At 38.2% G+C, this 18210-nt stretch carries 16 protein-coding genes; 4 read left to right on the plus strand and 12 right to left on the minus strand.

Annotation, left to right across the window (positions count from 1 at the left end):
* Positions 1–55: 55 nt before the first annotated feature.
* The 12 genes from ACIQXH_RS07945 to ACIQXH_RS08000 form a co-directional block, all read right to left on the minus strand.
* On the minus strand, positions 56–1021 hold the full coding sequence (locus tag ACIQXH_RS07945; RefSeq protein WP_402872408.1) for an SMP-30/gluconolactonase/LRE family protein: 966 nt from the start codon (positions 1019–1021) through the stop codon (positions 56–58).
* A gap of 166 nt (positions 1022–1187) precedes the next feature.
* Entirely contained in the window at positions 1188–2189 is a 1002-nt protein-coding gene (gene dmpG, locus ACIQXH_RS07950; protein ID WP_402872405.1) for a 4-hydroxy-2-oxovalerate aldolase, read from the minus strand.
* A complete protein-coding gene (locus ACIQXH_RS07955; RefSeq protein ID WP_402872402.1) occupies positions 2186–3073 on the minus strand; it encodes an acetaldehyde dehydrogenase (acetylating) in 888 nt (295 codons plus the stop codon). The genes dmpG and ACIQXH_RS07955 overlap by 4 nt, the downstream gene beginning before the upstream one ends.
* A gap of 9 nt (positions 3074–3082) precedes the next feature.
* A complete protein-coding gene (locus ACIQXH_RS07960) occupies positions 3083–3853 on the minus strand; it encodes a 2-keto-4-pentenoate hydratase (RefSeq protein WP_402872397.1) in 771 nt (256 codons plus the stop codon).
* 9 nt (positions 3854–3862) lie between these two features.
* On the minus strand, positions 3863–4330 hold the full coding sequence (locus ACIQXH_RS07965; protein WP_402872394.1) for a flavin reductase family protein: 468 nt from the start codon (positions 4328–4330) through the stop codon (positions 3863–3865).
* A gap of 15 nt (positions 4331–4345) precedes the next feature.
* The gene (locus ACIQXH_RS07970) at positions 4346–5299 is read right to left on the minus strand and encodes a VOC family protein (protein ID WP_402872389.1); all 954 of its coding nucleotides are present in this window, start codon (positions 5297–5299) and stop codon (positions 4346–4348) included.
* Positions 5300–5320: 21 nt separating this feature from the next.
* Complete coding sequence (locus ACIQXH_RS07975; protein WP_402872387.1) at positions 5321–6529, minus strand: acyl-CoA dehydrogenase family protein; 1209 nt, start codon at positions 6527–6529, stop codon at positions 5321–5323.
* 22 nt (positions 6530–6551) lie between these two features.
* Positions 6552–7409, minus strand: a complete 858-nt coding sequence (locus tag ACIQXH_RS07980; protein WP_402872384.1) for an alpha/beta fold hydrolase — start codon at positions 7407–7409, stop codon at positions 6552–6554.
* An 11-nt stretch (positions 7410–7420) separates the two neighbouring features.
* A complete protein-coding gene (tcuA, locus tag ACIQXH_RS07985) occupies positions 7421–8914 on the minus strand; it encodes an FAD-dependent tricarballylate dehydrogenase TcuA (RefSeq protein ID WP_402872381.1) in 1494 nt (497 codons plus the stop codon).
* 49 nt (positions 8915–8963) lie between these two features.
* Positions 8964–9815: an alpha/beta fold hydrolase gene (locus ACIQXH_RS07990; RefSeq protein WP_402873160.1), complete on the minus strand. Its 852-nt coding sequence runs from the start codon at positions 9813–9815 to the stop codon at positions 8964–8966.
* Positions 9816–9835: 20 nt separating this feature from the next.
* Positions 9836–10786 carry a VOC family protein gene (locus tag ACIQXH_RS07995; RefSeq protein WP_402872378.1) on the minus strand — a complete coding sequence of 317 codons (951 nt, stop codon included), beginning with the start codon at positions 10784–10786 and terminating at the stop codon, positions 9836–9838.
* 88 nt (positions 10787–10874) lie between these two features.
* Positions 10875–12074: an acyl-CoA dehydrogenase family protein gene (locus tag ACIQXH_RS08000; RefSeq protein ID WP_402872375.1), complete on the minus strand. Its 1200-nt coding sequence runs from the start codon at positions 12072–12074 to the stop codon at positions 10875–10877.
* 320 nt (positions 12075–12394) lie between these two features.
* Here ACIQXH_RS08000 and ACIQXH_RS08005 point away from each other — a divergent pair, with 320 nt between their 5' ends.
* The 4 genes from ACIQXH_RS08005 (at position 12395) to ACIQXH_RS08020 (ending at position 17825) form a co-directional block, all read left to right on the plus strand.
* On the plus strand, positions 12395–14221 hold the full coding sequence (locus ACIQXH_RS08005; protein ID WP_403122925.1) for a helix-turn-helix domain-containing protein: 1827 nt from the start codon (positions 12395–12397) through the stop codon (positions 14219–14221).
* Between the two features lie 284 nt (positions 14222–14505).
* A complete protein-coding gene (locus ACIQXH_RS08010) occupies positions 14506–15726 on the plus strand; it encodes an MFS transporter (RefSeq protein WP_403122928.1) in 1221 nt (406 codons plus the stop codon).
* A gap of 297 nt (positions 15727–16023) precedes the next feature.
* Complete coding sequence (locus ACIQXH_RS08015; RefSeq protein WP_403122931.1) at positions 16024–16986, plus strand: fumarylacetoacetate hydrolase family protein; 963 nt, start codon at positions 16024–16026, stop codon at positions 16984–16986.
* A 560-nt stretch (positions 16987–17546) separates the two neighbouring features.
* Positions 17547–17825 carry an RNA polymerase sigma factor gene (locus tag ACIQXH_RS08020; RefSeq protein ID WP_403122933.1) on the plus strand — a complete coding sequence of 93 codons (279 nt, stop codon included), beginning with the start codon at positions 17547–17549 and terminating at the stop codon, positions 17823–17825.
* The last annotated feature ends 385 nt before the right edge of the window (positions 17826–18210 follow it).

An 18210-nucleotide genomic window follows, 5' to 3' on the forward strand; every position in this document is an offset into this window, starting at 1 on the left:
TTTATTGAAAACTACGAATCATTTTTCTGAAATTCAATCAGTTTTCCATAAAGAACTACCTAATTTTCGCTTTATCCTCATTGGTCATAAACTGATAGTTTGCCACTCCTCGTTGTTCAATCGGAATAGCCAGTAAATATCCCGCAAGAGGTTCCCGCTTAACCTTGTCCTCTGGTAATGGTTCATATGCAGTCGTGACAAACAAGGTATCTAGGTTTTCACCACCAATTGTGCAAGAGGTCACGTGTGATAATGGCAGTTCAATTTCTTGAATGACTTCCATCTTTTTAGGACAGATACATACAATTCGCGTCGGTGTCTTTAAGCGAGCAGCTATGGTACCACCTTTATATAAAGCTACCCATAGGTTTCCATCTGCATCGATTACCATACCGTCAGGGAAACCTTCATCCATTTCAAAAGAGTAGATGATTTTTTCAAATTGGATTTCACCATTTTCTTTTAGCTGATATTGGAAAATCAGATGCTTAGAAGAGTCAATATGATAAAAATTATGGGTCTTGCGATTCCAATCCAATCCATTCGAAAATGTTATATTTTCCAGTTTCACAGAAATATTCCCACCAGCATCAACACTAAATAACTTGGAGTTTTCAAAAGGGTAATGTGACAATGCTGTATAAGGAGATTCTTTGAAGCGTTTAAAAAAACCGTCCGACATTCCTACCCAAATCTGTCCATCCGGTCCGCACTTGCCATCATTCAAATAATGAATATCATTAAGTCCATCTGGTAAGACAAAAGGGACTTTACTACCTTTTTTAAAATTCAAATAATACAAACCATCTTTATATATGCCAATAAACTGTCCATCCGCTGATGGCACAATAGATTTGATCCAACCTAGTGCATCATATACACTTTCTTGTTCCGTTTCCGGGTTGTACGTAATGATTTTCTTCGCCGTAATATCCAGCCAAATTAAACCATATCCTTCATGCCAAATCGGGCCATCTCCAAATTTCGCACGGTAGTTTCCACATTTTTTTATATTAATCACCCACTATTTCTATATCGTTCCACCCTGTCTTCCCTTCTGACATATTAACTCGTTTTCACAAAGGTGAACTTGCATGGAAAACGGATAAAGTTCATAAAATCATTAGTGAATTGTAAAAAAAGAAAGAGTATTTATCTCTTCCTTTTCTTACGATATGAGAGGGTATTTACTTTGCGTGTTGCAATTGCTGTGCTACTTCATAAATCAAGTCTTCCTGACCCCCAACTGCCTTGCGCTTTCCTAGTTCTACTAAAATATCACGTTCATCTACCTGGAATTGTCTTGCAGCTTTTTCAGTGTGAAGTAGAAAACTCGAATATACTCCCGCATAGCCCATCATAAGGCTTGAACCCGATATTTCTTGTGGTCTCGGCAAGATTGGCGCTACAGTATTATTTGCCGTATCAATAATTTTGTATAAATCAATACCAGTTTGAATATGGAGACGATTTAAAACAGCAATCAATGCTTCTGTTTGAGTATTGCCACTACCTGCCCCAAGCGCACGTAGTGAACCATCAATATATGTAGCTCCTGCCTCAATAGCTGCTAGGGAATTCGCCATCGCTAAAGACATGTTATTATGTGCATGGAAGCCAATTTCACAGTGCACATGCTGCTTTAAGGCTTGGATGCGTTCCGTCACTTGATTCGGTAACAAATGCCCTGCCGAATCGGTCACGTAAATGATGTCCGCACCGTATTGCTCAAACAATTTCGCCTGTTCTACAATGACATCGACTTGTGCCATATGCGCCATCATTAGAAAACCTGCTGTTTTTAAACCTAATTCCTTACTCATGGCAATATGTTGTGCAGCTATATTCGCTTCCGTTACATGCGTTGCAATACGGGCCATTTTTGCCCCGACTTTAACCGCCTCTTTTATATCTTCCTTAATACCGATTCCTGGGATTAAAAGTACGGCTACTTCTGCCTGCTGACATTCATCGACAGCCGTTTCAATGAGTTTCAGTTCATCTACCAAGGAAAAACCGTATTGTAAACTGGAACCGCCAAGCCCATCTCCATGAGCTACCTCAAAATACTCCACTCCTGCCTGATCCAAACCTCTTGCAATATCTCTTACTTGCTGCTCGGTAAAAGCATGTTTCATTGAATGACTGCCATCCCGTAATGATACATCCAGCACATGAACATCCCTCATGAAACCGCTCCTCCCTGAGCCAACATACTCTTCGCCATTTCATTAGCCACACGCGCGGCCGCTGCGGTCATAATATCTAGATTCCCTGAGAAGGCTGGAAAGAAATCGCCTGCACCTTCAACCTCTAAGAATACAGAAATCTTATGATCTTCAAAAACAGGTTCTCCACGTAAACGATAGCCTGGCACGTATTCCTGTACTTCTTGTACCATAGCTCGAATAGAGCTAATGATTGCTTCTTCTTTTCCCTTTTCTGAAACAAGGGCATGCACCGTATCTCGCATAATGATTGGTGGCTCAGCAGGATTAAGAATGATAATGGCCTTACCCTTTTTAGCACCGCCTACGACTTCGATTGCACGAGAAGTCGTACGTGTAAATTCATCGATGTTGGCGCGTGTGCCAGGGCCTGCACTTTTGCTCGCAACCGTGGCAACTATTTCGGCATAATCTACAGCTACTACACGATTGATAGCATGTACGATGGGAATTGTAGCTTGTCCACCACATGTCACCATGTTTACATTATCTTTATCAAAGTGCTCCGTTAAATTAACGGGTGGCACTGTGAAAGGTCCGATTGCTGCTGGTGTTAAATCAATCATCTTTTTACCCGCGGACTTGATTACCTCGTAATTTTCCGCATGTGCGTAGGCGCTTGTTGCGTCAAAAACGATATCAACAAGATCCAGCTGATTTTTCAACCCTTCTATCCCATTTTCAATCGTATGATAACCTCGATCTCTAGCTCGTTTTAAGCCTTCTGAATTCTTATCGATACCGATCATGACCGACATTTCTAATGCATCGCAACGTTCAATTTTATACATTAAATCGGTTCCAATATTCCCGGAACCGATAATTCCCACTTTTAGTTTTTCCATATTGTCACCTCAGTCTGAAAAAGTTACCTTCATATGGCCGTATGGGCCATAATCTATTTCAAATACATCTCCCGATTCAAACGGTACAGCCGCAGTGATTGCACCGGAAAGAATAAATTGTCCTGCTTTTAATGTAATATCATAGGCTGCTAACATGTTCGCAAGCCATGCCACGGCCTTTGCTGGGTTCTCCATGACAGCATTGCTAATTCCTTCATCAAAAACCGAACCATTTTTCATCGCTATAATCTTAATGTTTGCTAATTCAGCCATTGTTGGTTGGGAATGGATATCGCCTAGTATGGCACCGGCCGATGAACCATTATCAGCAACCGTATCCTCAAAACGGAATTTCCAATCTCTAATTCGGCTATCGATTATTTCAATTGCCGGTACCACCGCTTCGGTTGCCTTTAAAACATGTTCCGCCGTAATGTTCGGGCCTTGTAAATCCTCCCTTAATATGAAAGCGATTTCAAATTCTACCTTTGGACTGATAAAATTTGAAACGGATACTACACTATTATTCTCGAAAACCATATTGTTCAAAATATGTCCAAAATCCGGTGAATCAACACCAAACATGTCCTGCATGACCTTACTTGTCAAACCAATCTTCATGCCTACTAAATTAGCATTTTCTAATTTCTTTTGGATCTGCAGCAGTTGAATATGATATGCATCATCTACCGAGATTTTAGTTGTGGATGTAAAAGGTTCAATAGGTATCTTGTTTTTTTCAGCATCTAGTAATGCTTGGCTTGCTGATTGAATGTTCATACCTTCCCCCTAGACGACGGTTTGCAGTGAGTAATATTTTCCTGAATAGAATAATAATGGTTCTTTTTCTTCCAGGAGAATATCCTGCACTTTACCGATAAATAATGTATGATCCCCTTCGACATATGAAGAAACTACTTCGCAACTAATTTGAGCTAAAGCACCTGGTAGTACCGGAACCCCAGCCAATGTATCAAATTCAATATCTATTTCACCCTTCTTCTGTCCAGCAAATATCATCGAATATTCTTGCTGATCTTCGGCTAATATATTGACTCCAAATTGGCCACTTTCTCGAATTTTGTTAAGACAACGAGCATTTTCACCAATTGAAATAACAACTAATTTGGGATTAAGGGATACGGACATGAAAGCATTTGCCGTCATCCCGTGCACCTTACCATCATGCTTTGTTGTGATCACGGTCACGCCCGTCGAAAATTTCCCCATTGTATCTCGAAATAAACGATCGTCCATCCAGATTCCCCTCCTTTATGCTTTAATGGTTGGATTATTTTCTGTATTCGCATCCATTTGATCTCCCCAATATGTGAAACCGATATCCATTTCATCAACCGTCCAACGAATTGGTTCCCAGTCTGGTTCAAAAATTAAATAGCCGTTTGTAAAAATCTCCAATCTTACACCACTACCCGGATCAATCGCATATATATACATGGCTTGTGAGATACCATGCTTTCCAGGTCCTTTAAAGAAGATTCCATTTTCTTTTAAAATATCTGCCGCTCTCAATAAATCTTGTGCATTATCTAACCAGTAAGCGATATGATGGACTTCATGTGTTGACGGTGAGTTTGGATCGAAGCTAAAGGCAATGTCATGGACCAGTGGAGTGACACTCATCCAAGCGCCTACATACGTACCATCTGGTGCCTCTACATATTCACGGAGATTAAAACCTAGGTGTTCTTGCATGAAGTCTACCAATTCATTCGCAGGCAATGAACTTAATAGATTTACATGGTCAATTCTGCGCGGAGACACACCTTTGTTCCAAGATTTATGTGTTTGATTTTTTAGCACAGAACGTGTTTCTGGAGAAGCTAATGTTTTTTCCATATCGTAATAGATTTCAAAAGTATGACCGCTTGGTAGTTTGAAACGGAATGCCTTTCCTTGTCCTTTTTCGGTTCCTTCTTCTACCCATTTGATGGCTATGCCGCTATTTTCGAGTTGTTCAGCAAATAAATCGACATCTTCACGACGCTTTGTACGCCAGGCAATGTGATCTAAGTAAGCTTCCTCTCCAGCACGTATCGACAATGTATGGTGCTCGAAGTCACCCCATGCACGAAGATAATGGACGCCATTCACTACATCAGTTTCCTCTAATCCAACCACTTCTTTAAAGAACCAAAGTGATTTTTCTAAATCCGTACTCACTAACCCAAAATGACCCAATTTTGAAATTTCTGCTTTACTCATACCATTTCCCCCTTATCTAATTTATGCAAAGTATGTGTTTGCCTCTAAATCACACATAACCCGGCCATATGTCTCCAATAAACTTGACGGTGTAATGAAACCATGTAAATGCATGGTGATGAAATCACGATAAAATGTTTGGAATACATTGTTGTTATAAGCGAATATGGATCCTGATCCAGCTAACATCAAATCAAATGCTTCCTTACATAATTGATTAGCATAGCCAAACTGCGCTTTTATCCGGATACTTTCTTTCTGTGTAAAAACTTGCCCTTTTGTCGAATGGCCATCTAAATTCCCAATGGCATTTTCCAGTAACATTCGTGCACATTCCAGTTTCATATCAATTTCAGAAATTTGCAGATGCGTCACTGCCGCTTCATCCATTTTGTTGTAGAAGGTATTACCGATTCCCGCTTTTGCCACGCGCTCCATATGCAAATCAAAGCCACCAAGCGCGATTCCCAAAGCCGGAGCCACGATGGACAACGTTAACGATGGTACAAACGGTGTGCGATATAGCGGATTATCCTTAAGTTCATCGATAACATAATGTCCTTGCTGCGCAAGACGATCCAATGACGTACGATGTTCCGGAATGAACACATCCTTCACAATAACACTGTTACTACCAGATCCCCGAAGACCCACAACGTCCCAGTCATCTAAAACCGTGACATCTTCTTTTGGAATAACCAGGATTGCCATCTCAACGCCGCCATTGCCATCATCAATTGGTGCACCAAAGTAAAACCAATCCGCGTATGGTGAACCGGAGACAAATGGCCATTTAGCATCTTTAATCATGTAGCCGCCATCTACTTTTTCAATATCAATGTGAATGGGTTTGAAATTCCCAGCTAAGACAACATCCCTATCTTGATTAGGTCCAAAAATATCCATCAGTGCTTTTCGACCAAACGCATACGAAATCATGTAATCCCGAATATTACTAAGCGAAACAAACCATCCAGCTGAAGCATTGCCACGACTAATTTCTGTTACAACATCAAAGTACGTGCGCATGTCCGTTTCATACCCCTTGAACATTTTCGGACGCAGAATTTTCAAAAGTCCTTTATCACGTATAGAATCAACGATTTTCGTAGATAATGTACTCGTTTGATCTATTTCTAGAGTAGCATCGCGTAATTCCTTTCGTAGTGATCGTGCGTTTTCAATAAGCATCTCACTGACGTTTTCTATATTCACTATGGCTTCACTCATCGTAATTCCTCCTTTCAATCATTTAGATTTTCACTTGAACTTTATCTTTGGTAAAGAAATGCTTCGTCTCATGCAAAAATTCTTCTCGTTGTTCAATCATTACCCAGTGTCCACATTTTTTGAAGACGCGCAATTCCACATTTGGCAAATGGTCAAGTGCATATAGACTACTTTGTAATGGTACGAAACGATCGTAGTAACCATGAATCAATAAAAACTCATTCTCCATCCGTTCAAGTGCAGTTTGTGGAATAAGCATTTCTGTCAACGAAGACTTGGTGAAGTTCTCTCGATATGAACGAAGAATTTCCGGACGCTGGAACATTGCAAAACGCTCATCTACTACCTGATCCACAAAATCTTTCATGCGATTCACATCATGGACAAACCAGCTTAATAAGTTCCTTAAATTTTCTTTTGTCGGGTCCAGATGGAAACTAGAAAGTTTCATCAGTTCTGGAGTAGGCTCTTTTAAAAGGACCCCTGCTCCCATTAGAACGACTTTTCCAAAGCGTTCCGGTGCCTGCATGTTCAAGTACATGGATACAACGCCACCAAGGGAATTTCCTATTAAATTGGCTTTTTTAACTTGCAATGCATCCATCAAGTCCAGAATTTGCTGAACGCGCATCGACATCCATTGCACACCATTTTCCGGATAGACTTCCGGATGATCCGTATCCCCGAATCCGATTAAGTCTGGTGCAATAACATGGAAATCTTGTGCATATTCTTCTAAGACAAATTGCCAGTTGGCTTTTGCATTGGCTCCTGGACCTGACCCATGAATGAAAATGACCGTTTCTTCATGTTCCTTACCACCCTCATGAAAATACGTTTCAAAATCACCTGTTTTAACTTTATTTTGTTTGATTGTCATATCCATACCCCCTAAGTAGTTTTAATTTTCAATCTCTTTAACTTTTGAATGTATTGCCCAGCGTGTTCACCAGCCCTTTTTCCAAATACAGCACCGGAAGTCAAGCCAGCACCACCAGGGTAGTTATCATAATACAACCCACCTACGATTTCACCGGCTGCATATAACCCTTCAATGGCAGTGAAGTCATTGTGTATCACTTGTGCCTGTTTATTGATTTTTAACCCTCCGTAGGTGAACGTGATTCCGCAAGCCACTTCATAGGCCTCAAAGGGTCCTTCATCTAGTGTATTGGCCCAATTTGATTTTGGTACAGCCAAGCCGACAGCACTCTTGCCATCTAGAACATTGGGGTTGAAAGCCACATCAGAAACGGAAGCGTTGAAAGTTTCCACTTCTTTTAAAAATCCATTTTTATTGATGCCATCCAGTTTGTCAGCTAATTCTTCTAATGTATTGGCCGTCACTTTGGTAATATGGCGACCATTGTATTCCTCTCGGATAAAAGGTTTAACCTTTGCATCAAAGATTTGCCATGCAACTTGTCCCGGTTGCTTTAAAATTTCTCTACCGACTTTCGCATAAATATAGTTACGGAAATTTTCCCCTTCATCAAAGAAACGCCGGCCTTGTTGATTAACCATAATGCCAAAAGGGAAACTTAACTTTTGAAAACCTTCCTTATAATCTTGAAGATATCGATCTCCACATACTGCATGTGCCCCTGACCAATTGCCAGTCGTACGCGCCCCAAGTGACATTGCCATCCGTAGACCATCACCAACATTATATTTACAACCTCTTGTATGAACCGTATCCCATCCGGGTCCTAAATACTGTGTCCTCATCGCCACATTGGCATGAAATCCACCAGATGCTAAGATGACAGCTTTACAGGAAATTATCCGTTCTTGGTCACCGTTGCGCACTATAACTCCTTCAATTGTGCGGTTTGCGGTTACGAGGTCGATTGCTGCTGTATCATAGTGAATTTTCACACCCAGTCGTAATGCTTCTCGGTGGAGAGCATCGACCAATCCTTTACCTCCACCAACGGCCTCAATGACCATTCCTCCCCAAAAATTAAACTTATTTTCCATTTTATAAGCCTGCCGACCGTAGATTGGAATCCAGTTAACATGATGTTCAGTGAGCCAACGAACGGTATCATAACTCATTTTTGTCATGATCGAAGCCAAATCATAATCCGTTCGATAGTTCGACATCACGGCAAGGTCATCAAAAAATTGCTCTTTCGTATAAGTACCAAAGTCAATTGTATTAAACTCCTCATCCGTCATGTCCGGTAATAGAGTGCGGACTTGTTCACCATTTTCATAGGCGAATCGAATGGAGCCATGTGTATAGGCTGTGTTACCGCCTTTTTCTTCCGCGGATGATATTTCTAAAATCGTGACAGTCACGCCTTCTTCAGCTGCTGCAATGGCAGCACATAATGCAGCATTTCCCGCTCCAATGACCACGATATCCGTTATTTCCGACATTCTTTTCACTCCTATAATCTACCTATTTTATAAGCCTTTTAATAAGAGGTTATAAATGCCTATTAAAGAATTCTTGTATTAGATGATTGAATTGTTCTTTCTTTTCGATTTGCGTCCAGTGTCCACATTGACTGAAAACATGTAATTGCGCATCATCAAGATAGTCCATTAAATAATAGCTAGATTCAATCGAACACACTTTGTCATCTCTACCATGAACAAGAAGAATGGGATTTTTAATGCGACCTAGCGCCACTGTTGGAATCGGTACAGCTGCCGTTGAAAAAATGGAATTGTTAGAACGACGTACCTCTTCACGCATCGCATTTTCAAACCGATCATCTGTCAAGCCATCTATAACTGGCTGCATCTTTTCTTTATCGTATACAAACCACCCCATGATTTGCTGTAATCTTTTTTTGGAAGGGCTATCGTAAAATGACTTAGCACGGGCTAATTCTAGGCTTAATTTGGTATTAGGTGTACCACCGGGTCCCATTAAAACAATGCGGTCAAATCGCTCAGGGTATTCTAACAATAGCTCTAGCGCAATAGAACAACCAAGTGAATTCCCGACTAGATGAACTTTTTCTAATTCATAGTAATCGAGAATTTCCATCACTTGTTCGATCCAGCAGTCCATCCAAGCTTGACGATTCTTCAATGGCTCTGCTGGATGGTCGCTTTTGGCAAACCCATATAAATCTGGTGCCAAACAGTGGAATGTATCTGCACAATCGGCTAAAGCATAGCTCCAATTCGCAATGGATGTTACGCCTGGACCTGAACCGTGTAAAAAAAGGATCGTTTCATCATTTTTTTTGCCCGTTTCATTCATCCAAGTCGTATATTCCCCTGTATTAATGTGCTTCGAAGTAATTAATTTCTCTTCCCTTGTCATTTTCACACTTCATTCCTCCTTTAAGCTTCTATCGTTGGTACTATAAGTGCATTTCCCGTAATACTGTCACCCCAATACGTGTTACCAAATGCCCTTTCCTCAGGTCGCCAAACAACCGTTTCCCAGTCTGGTTCGAAGATCAGGTAGCCTCCAGTAAATAGCTCCACCCGACATCCACTTCCAGGGTCAATGACATATAAATAAATAGCTTGTGAAACACTGTGTTTTCCAGGACCAATGAATTGAAGTCCATTTTCTTTCAATATATCTGCCGCTCTCATCAAATCTCCTGAACTATCTAACCAATAAGAGATATGATGGAAGCGGGCTTTCGTTTCCAATGAATTATGTGCTACAAGTGCAACGTCATGTACTAGAGGTGTCACGCTCATCCATCCAGCTAACAGCTTGCCTTCTACTGTTTCAATGCACTCATTGATACGGAAGCCCAATTCTTCTACAAAGAAATCGAAAGCGCTATTTCCTGGGGCACATGTATGGATATTCACGTGATCAAGACGACGAGGAGAAGCTCCCTTTGCCCAAGACTTATATGTTTGATTTTTCAAGACAGATCGCCGATGATCGTCCACTTCTCCTTTTTCAACATCGTAATATAGCTCTAGCCTGTGACCTGATGGGGCAACAAATTGAAAGGCATCTCCAATTCCTGGTGTCGTTCCCGCTGCTACATGCTCTATGCTATAACCTTTCGTTTCTAGTTGTTCTTTAAATAAGTACAAATCTTCTGAACTTTTTGTGCGTAAAGCGATGTATGTCACTTTTCCCATCTCACCTGGTGAAATAGATAGAGTATGATGTTGAAAATCGCCCCAAGCTCTAAAATAATACGTATCTTGTACTTTTTCTGTTAACTCTAGTCCAATAACATCTTGGAAAAAGGTAACCGACTTTTCGATGTCTGAAGACTCTAAAGCTACATAACCTAACTTTGCAATTTGTGGTTTCACACCTAAACCCTCCTTACGGTTTTCATGTTAGAAAAATGAAAACCATTCACTACCCTATATCGTCTCCTCTATTTTTCAAAAGATAAATTTAATAGCGGACTTGATTTGGTTCTAATCCTGATAAGTGACGACCAAAATTCTCAAGAGTGATAACTGGCGACAATGAACGATGTGAATGCAAAGTAATGAAATCGCGAATTAAACGTTGCATCGGATTGCCATCATATACAAACCCTGATCCACCGATGGATAAAAGTTCTTGCATCGCTTCGTTCAATAGACGATTACTATAACCGATATCGGCAAGTATCTTTAGACGTTCTGATTTTGGCATGATTGTTAGCTTATTCGCCCATTCATCAATGCTCTTTGCTATATTCATTAAATAGATTTCGGCAGTTTCTACCTTTAATGTTGCTTCGGCAAGGATGCTATGAGTACTTGCTGCATCCTTAATCATTTTGACGCCCATATGTTGCGCGGTTCGATAAGGTAAACTTTGATGGAACAAACGTAGCATTTCTTGCATCACACCTAATCCCGGTAATGCTAAAGATAATATGAGACAAGGGAATAATGCCGAACTATATAGTGGATTATCTCGCAGATGTTCCGATTGGAAATGTCCATCCAATACATTGACAAAAGACGTACACCGATGTTCCGGTATGAATACATTCTTCATGTGAACCGCGTTACTGCCCGTACCACGTAATCCAAGAGTGAACCAATCATCTTCCACTTCTAACTCTTCAAATGGCAATGTCATCAAAAGTTGCTCTTGAATATTTCCGAGATCATCTTTTAAATACATGCCGAAGTAACCCCAAGTAGCATGCAGTGAGCCCGAACAGAACATCCAATGCCCTTCTTCCACTATGTAACCGCCTTCAACTTTCTTAACAGTACATGAACGGGGCTCATACACTCCTGCAAACAACACGTCATCCGGATCCCCACTGAAAATTTCCAGATGTGTTTTTTCACTGAAGGATTCAGCAACCATCATTTCACGAATCGCACATAAAGAAGCAACCCAACCTGAAGAAGCGCATGCTTTTGATATTTCTAAAATAACTTGGCTATAAGTTTGGATATTAACTTCTAACCCACCATACCTGGCTGGACGCAGCATCTTGAAAATGCCATGATCTTTTAATTGTTGGATTGTAGAGTTTGGAATGCGACGGAGAGTTTCAGTTTCCTTTACTCGATCGCGAATATCGTTAGCTATTTGCTTAGCATTATGAATCGTTTCTAATTCTTTTTCATTCAAGGTGATTGTCATATATCCAACTCCTTTGCTTAATTAATATTTAATATATCAAACTGCTAGCTATTAAACTTTAGTGAAATGTCTTGAATTTTCATGATGAATTCTAATAAAAACTGCTTAATTTTATTTATTTGCATTTCTCCTAGAAAGTTATTAACCCAATCATCTGGGAAATCAACCTAATTAACGGTATTGGAAAACCGAAAAAACAGTTTCAAACTACATGGGTTATAATTCCTATAAAGTTTACATTTTCCATTTATTTCTGTTAGAATGTTTTTTGTAAGCGCTTTATTTTTTGTAGATCCGTAAACTTATGGGGGGATTCTATGATGGCAAATTCAGGATATGTCGATAAAGAATTATTTTCAACATCAGGTACATTTGGTCTACTACGCAAAGAGTTGATTGAATATCTCGGCTTGGAATATGCTAAAGTCTTTTTAAGACGTTATGGCTGGAATATCGGTGTCGTTCATGCAAAAGAAGTCGAACAGAGACCACTTAGTTTACGTGAAAAATTAGATTGTGCCTCTGGTTATCATTTGAATTCTGGCCAGATTACTGATGTTATATCTGATAGAATTTTAGAACTTAATCCTGACGATACGGTTAAATATATGTATGCAAAGGGAATCTGGATCAATTCTTATGAAATATATGAACATACGAATCATTTTGGCAAAAGTGATTCGTGTATTTGTCATACCCTAGCAGGGTATGCAAGTGGTTATACTTCCTATTTAACCAAGAGAGAAATTTATATTGTTGAAATTACTTGTAGAGCTAAAGGTGATGATGACTGCGCTTTTGAAATGAGAATGATAGAACATTGGGATGAAAAAACGAAGGAAGAATTACAAAAAACACATCAAGCACCAATGATTGATGTGTTGAATCAAACCTATGAACAACTTTTTCTCGAAAAAAAACAAACCGAAAAAGTTTCTTCTTTCCATAACGATTTAACAATTGGCATTTCTCAGGGAATGACAATTGAACAAATATTAGATACAATTCATGAAAATTTAAACGTTCCTGTCATTATTCAAGATTTAAATTTTAATACACTTCATTCCATTGGAATGACAGAACCAGAATTAGAAGCTGTAGCTACTGATTTTGCTAATCAAATGCCGCAGACTAAATCAGGGAAGATCTTAATGAAACACATTGAACCTTTACATTCAATTCAAATTGATTGCACAGAACACATTCGCTTAATCAGTCCAATAACGGTTCAAAAACAAATCATTGGCTATATTTCTTTTCTTTACTCATGTGAAGAAGGACCACGAAAGGATGAAATGAACTTTTTACAACGATCAGCTACTGGGATAGCCTTATGTTATTTAAATGAAAAATCAAGCTTAGAAGCTATAGAAAATATGAAGGCTTATTTTTTTGAGCAACTATTACAGAAGCAATATATATCGAAAAGTAACATGATATCTCGCAGTTATTTGTTGCAAATCGATTTAAACGAAGACTTCTATATTGGGAATTTACGCATTATAAAAAAAGGAATCATCATTAAGGATTCCACCTTGATGAATAAAATTATTCAATCCTTTACAACCTATTTGGAAATGCACCAAGTTCAAATTTTCATTACGGAGTTTCAACAAGAAATCACTTTTTTGTTTCCAAAGAAAGAAAAGACACATGAACTTCTAACAAATATTTTAAAACATTTACATCGAATATTTAAAAGTTATGAATTTCGTGTTGGTTTAAGTCGTTCCCTTCATACCATCGAAGATATACCTGAAGCCAATCAACAGGCAATGACATCATTAAATATCGATAAGAAATCCAACCTTATTTACTATGAAAATACGAGTATTATGGGATCCATCATTAATCCCGTCAATATGAATACAATTATCCAACTTGCGGAAAAAGAACTCTCACCCATTCTTGCATTAAAGGCACATAAAAAGGATGAATTTTTAAAGACGCTCTATGCATTTTTAAACAACAACGGCAACTTACAACAGACCATGCTTGATTTAAACTTATCAATGAGTGGGCTGGTCTATCGAATACAAAAAATTGAAGAAATGCTCAATAAAGATTTAAGAAGTTCTACTCATTCATTTGAACTTATGCTACTTTTGAAATCCCTAATTATCTTAGGAAAAATTGAAATGGATTGACCTAAAACAAATATATTTTATTGAATTCACCATCAAATCAAATTATTTCCGACATTAAAAGTTATAGTTTTATATAAAAAAGGCTCTCTTATTTTTTGATTATTCTGAATAAATAAGTGATTTTTTCGTAAAATGGCTCTACTTTTGATTAAAAACCATCGATATTGTATGTGAGATTCTATGCTATCATCTTGAGTAACTATTAAGAAGGGAGTCACACTCAGTATCTAAGCCATTGCACGGCATTTATTTAAAATTGAATATAAATTTGGGGGTCTTTATTTATGGCAAAGACAAAAAACGTTACTTTTTTAAAGTTTTTAATCGTTCTAATCGCATTCCAGGATGTTGCCGCAGGTGTAGCAGGTTCCATTATGGCCGATCTTATCGTGGCCTTTCCTGAATTCCCCCCTTCCGTCGTGATGCTCATTGCTACAATCCCTGGTTTTTTTCAGATTTTCCCTTCCTTGTTCTATGGGAAATTAGCGAATGCGTTTTCAAAAAGGACCCTTCTTTTTACCGGACTCCTCCTGTTCATTATTGGGGGGATTATGCCATTCTTCATAGATAATCTATTTATAATAATTGCATTCCGCGGTATATTGGGTCTTGGTGTCGGCATTACACTACCATTATCCATTGATATCATATCAAGCTTCTTTAATGGTCGTGAAAGAGATACTTTAATTGGTCTCGGCACATCAACTGTTGCTTGTATTGGTGCAGTATTCTTTCAAGTGGCTGGTGGTATGCTTGCTGATGCCTACAGCTGGCAATTCGGATTCTTAGTCTATCTTTTTCCTATTTGGATTTTGGCGATTACATTCTTATATTTACCAGAGCCAAACAGGCTACAAGTGGAGAATGCCTCTCTTAAAGAAATTCTATTTTCAGCTTCTAAAACCGTTTATGGCTTTACACTAGGACAAGTTTTTTATACAGCCTTGGTATTCGGCTATGTGACGAACATTTCGATCATTATTCAAGCCGAAAAACTAGGTAGCGCAACAGAAGCGGGCCTAGCTATTTCATTATTCACTCTAGGTACATTATTAGTTGGCTTCTTCTTCGGACGACTTCGCCAACTTTGGCCAAACTTCAATATTCCTTTCGGCATTATATTGACTGCAGCTGGAATCCTGTGGTGTTTCTATGCTAAAGACTTAACATTCATATTCATGGCCAGTTTAGTTGGGGGGATGGGCTTAGGAATCGTGATTCCTGGAGTATTATCACGTATTTCGGATCTTTCAAATATAGCCAAGGGCATATCTTTCGTTGGATTTGCAGCTGCCGCACAAGGACTTGGCGCTATCATTAGCCCTTTCATGTATCAACTAACTTTACATTCATTTGGACAAGTAGGTGGTCGTTTTACACTATTTCTTGCTGCCATTGGTTTATTGGCACTAGCCATTATTTGGTTGGTGATAACATCACTCTCTAAAAAAGGATCCGTCCAAAAAACAGAATACGAGCCTTCTAATTCAACAGACGTCATCTAATAAAAATAATTCAGTAGGTTAATAATTTACCGAGTTATTTCTTGCAGATTTATTTATCAAATTTTCACACTGACAATACTTGATCAATTATTGGTATACAGAAGCCTCTAAATATGAAGACCTGATTGAGCTGATTTTTCCGTGAATGTTAAATATTACTTTGCATTTGAAAAACGTGTCAAGACCAAATTTCATTTTTAAATTTAATTTCACTCTAGATTTCAATAAATCTTATTCTAGTACCATGTAAAGCTTAACCATTACAATAAGTGTAATAACTTTAAGGAGGATATTAATATGGGCATAAAATTATTACGTTTTGAATATGAATCTCAAGTACATTGGGGTGTTTTAGAAGAAGCCATTCGAATCATTGAACATGAGGCCGAATCATTAAACAAATTATTAACTAACGGGTATGAAGCCATTCAACATGCAAAAACAAATGGAAAAATCGTTACTAATGAAGATATCACTTTACTTTCACCAGTCACTGAAGATGCTAATATCTTTTGTCAAGGAACCAACTACAGCGTACACCGCGAAGAAGCTGGTTTTACAAAACAAAAGCCTCCGTACAATTTACTGTTCACAAAAGCATCTAGCACATTAACATCCGCAACGGCTGATATACTCTGTCCTGCACATGTGAAATTATTGGACTATGAGATTGAGCTTGGTCTGATCATGAATAAAGACATCACAGAACAAACCACGATTACAGGGGATAATCTAAAAGACTACATTGCTGGCCTTGTTATCGCCAATGATATGTCTGCACGAGACGTGCAAATTGTAGAACAACAATGGTTCAAAGGAAAAAGCTATCGAGGTTTTTGTCCAGTAGGGCCTTACATTTATTTATTAGAAGAAGATGAGATTCAATACCTAGATCAACTTGTTCTTCACTTAGAAGTAAACGGGGAAACGCGCCAACATGTAATAACGGATCAATTACTTTTCAAACCAACAGAAACATTAAGTGAAATGTCCGAAATCTTCAATTTGAAAACAGGAGACCTTGTGCTTACAGGAACGCCTGGTGGCGTATGCTTACGTCTAAATGCAAATATCATCCAATATATTTCTGATAATACAATTCCTCATGAAGATAAAATCTCTTATTTTATCGATACGCAAAAAGACAATGGGTACTTGCAAGATGGCGATGTTTTACGTCTTTCCATCAAAAGCACAGACAATGTTATGGACTTAGGCATGCAAGAAAATAAAATTTCACATGCAATACCTGTAAAATAGTTGGTATTGAATCTTTTGGATCTATCTTACTTCCTCCAGTCGTAATTCGCGAAGTATTCGGCGGGCGAGATTACGCATCGATCTATACAACAATCATGTCAGCCTCTACGTTAGGTGTGGCGTATGGGACAACATTATTCAGTTACTTTTCGATTCAACAGGTTCTTACTATACAGTATTCATTATTGTAATTTTACTCTTTATCATTACGATTTCTTCAAGTTTATTCTCTTTAAAATAGAAGAAAAAATTAAATTATAACTAATGAAAAAGCCTAGAAGATCTCATGAGATCTTCTAGGCTTTTAAACAAACTGAGGACCTATATCAAATTATTTAGCAACGTGAATCACCGATAGTTCTTATAGTTTTCCTACATTTCAACTATTCAAGCAGTAACATCCATCCAGAAAAAATAATACTCCCCCAATTAATCCTTTTAAATCATTATAAATTCTACGACCTTGCTCTGCTAAAATTCTGCTTTTTATAATTTCAAGTTTTCCTTCAGTAAAAACAGGGTACATATTACCTATAGCAGCATAGAGATGAGGTGTAATATTGAATACAAAAAATGAAATCGTTACTCATATATTAAATAAAGATACTGAGTATTTTAATAAGTTATACTCTGATCATGAAGAAATGCTAAAGAGTATTGCCTTAAAATTAACTGGATCTAAGATCTATTCAGAAAACCTAACTTCAGAAGTTTTTAAAGAATTGTGGGACTCTCCTCAATACTTTAAGGACTCTAACGACACGAAGATATCTACCTTTCTCATGAAAAGGGTCGTTTATAATCATGTATATTATAAACGTTATCTTAAAAAGGAATAATAATCGCACAAACACTACTACTATTAAATCGTCTCCTCTACTTCACTACATTCTCCTCCACCTAGGAAATGAATATATTTCTATGAAATAAAGTCTTGAATTATATAGTCATAAGAACATGAGGAATTTGGTTATTAAAATTCAACAGGACTTTTTCCATTTCTGATAAGGTGCAACATAACGAAGTCTACAAGAATTAATTCCTCATCTATCTAGAATACATGATTGCATATTTAACATTTCACATAGAAATTAAATCCCATCATAAAAGACGTTTAGTTTGCAGATAAAAGGGTTCGGAAGTTTTTTAATTCCGAGCCCTTTTGAATTTTTTTTAGAACGTGTCATGATAATCTATCTTCGGACAAAAAAACTTACTAAAGTA

Origin of the sequence: Peribacillus sp. NPDC097225 (genome assembly GCF_044761955.1) — a bacterium.
In the GTDB taxonomy this organism is placed as follows: Bacteria; Bacillota; Bacilli; order Bacillales; family DSM-1321; genus Peribacillus.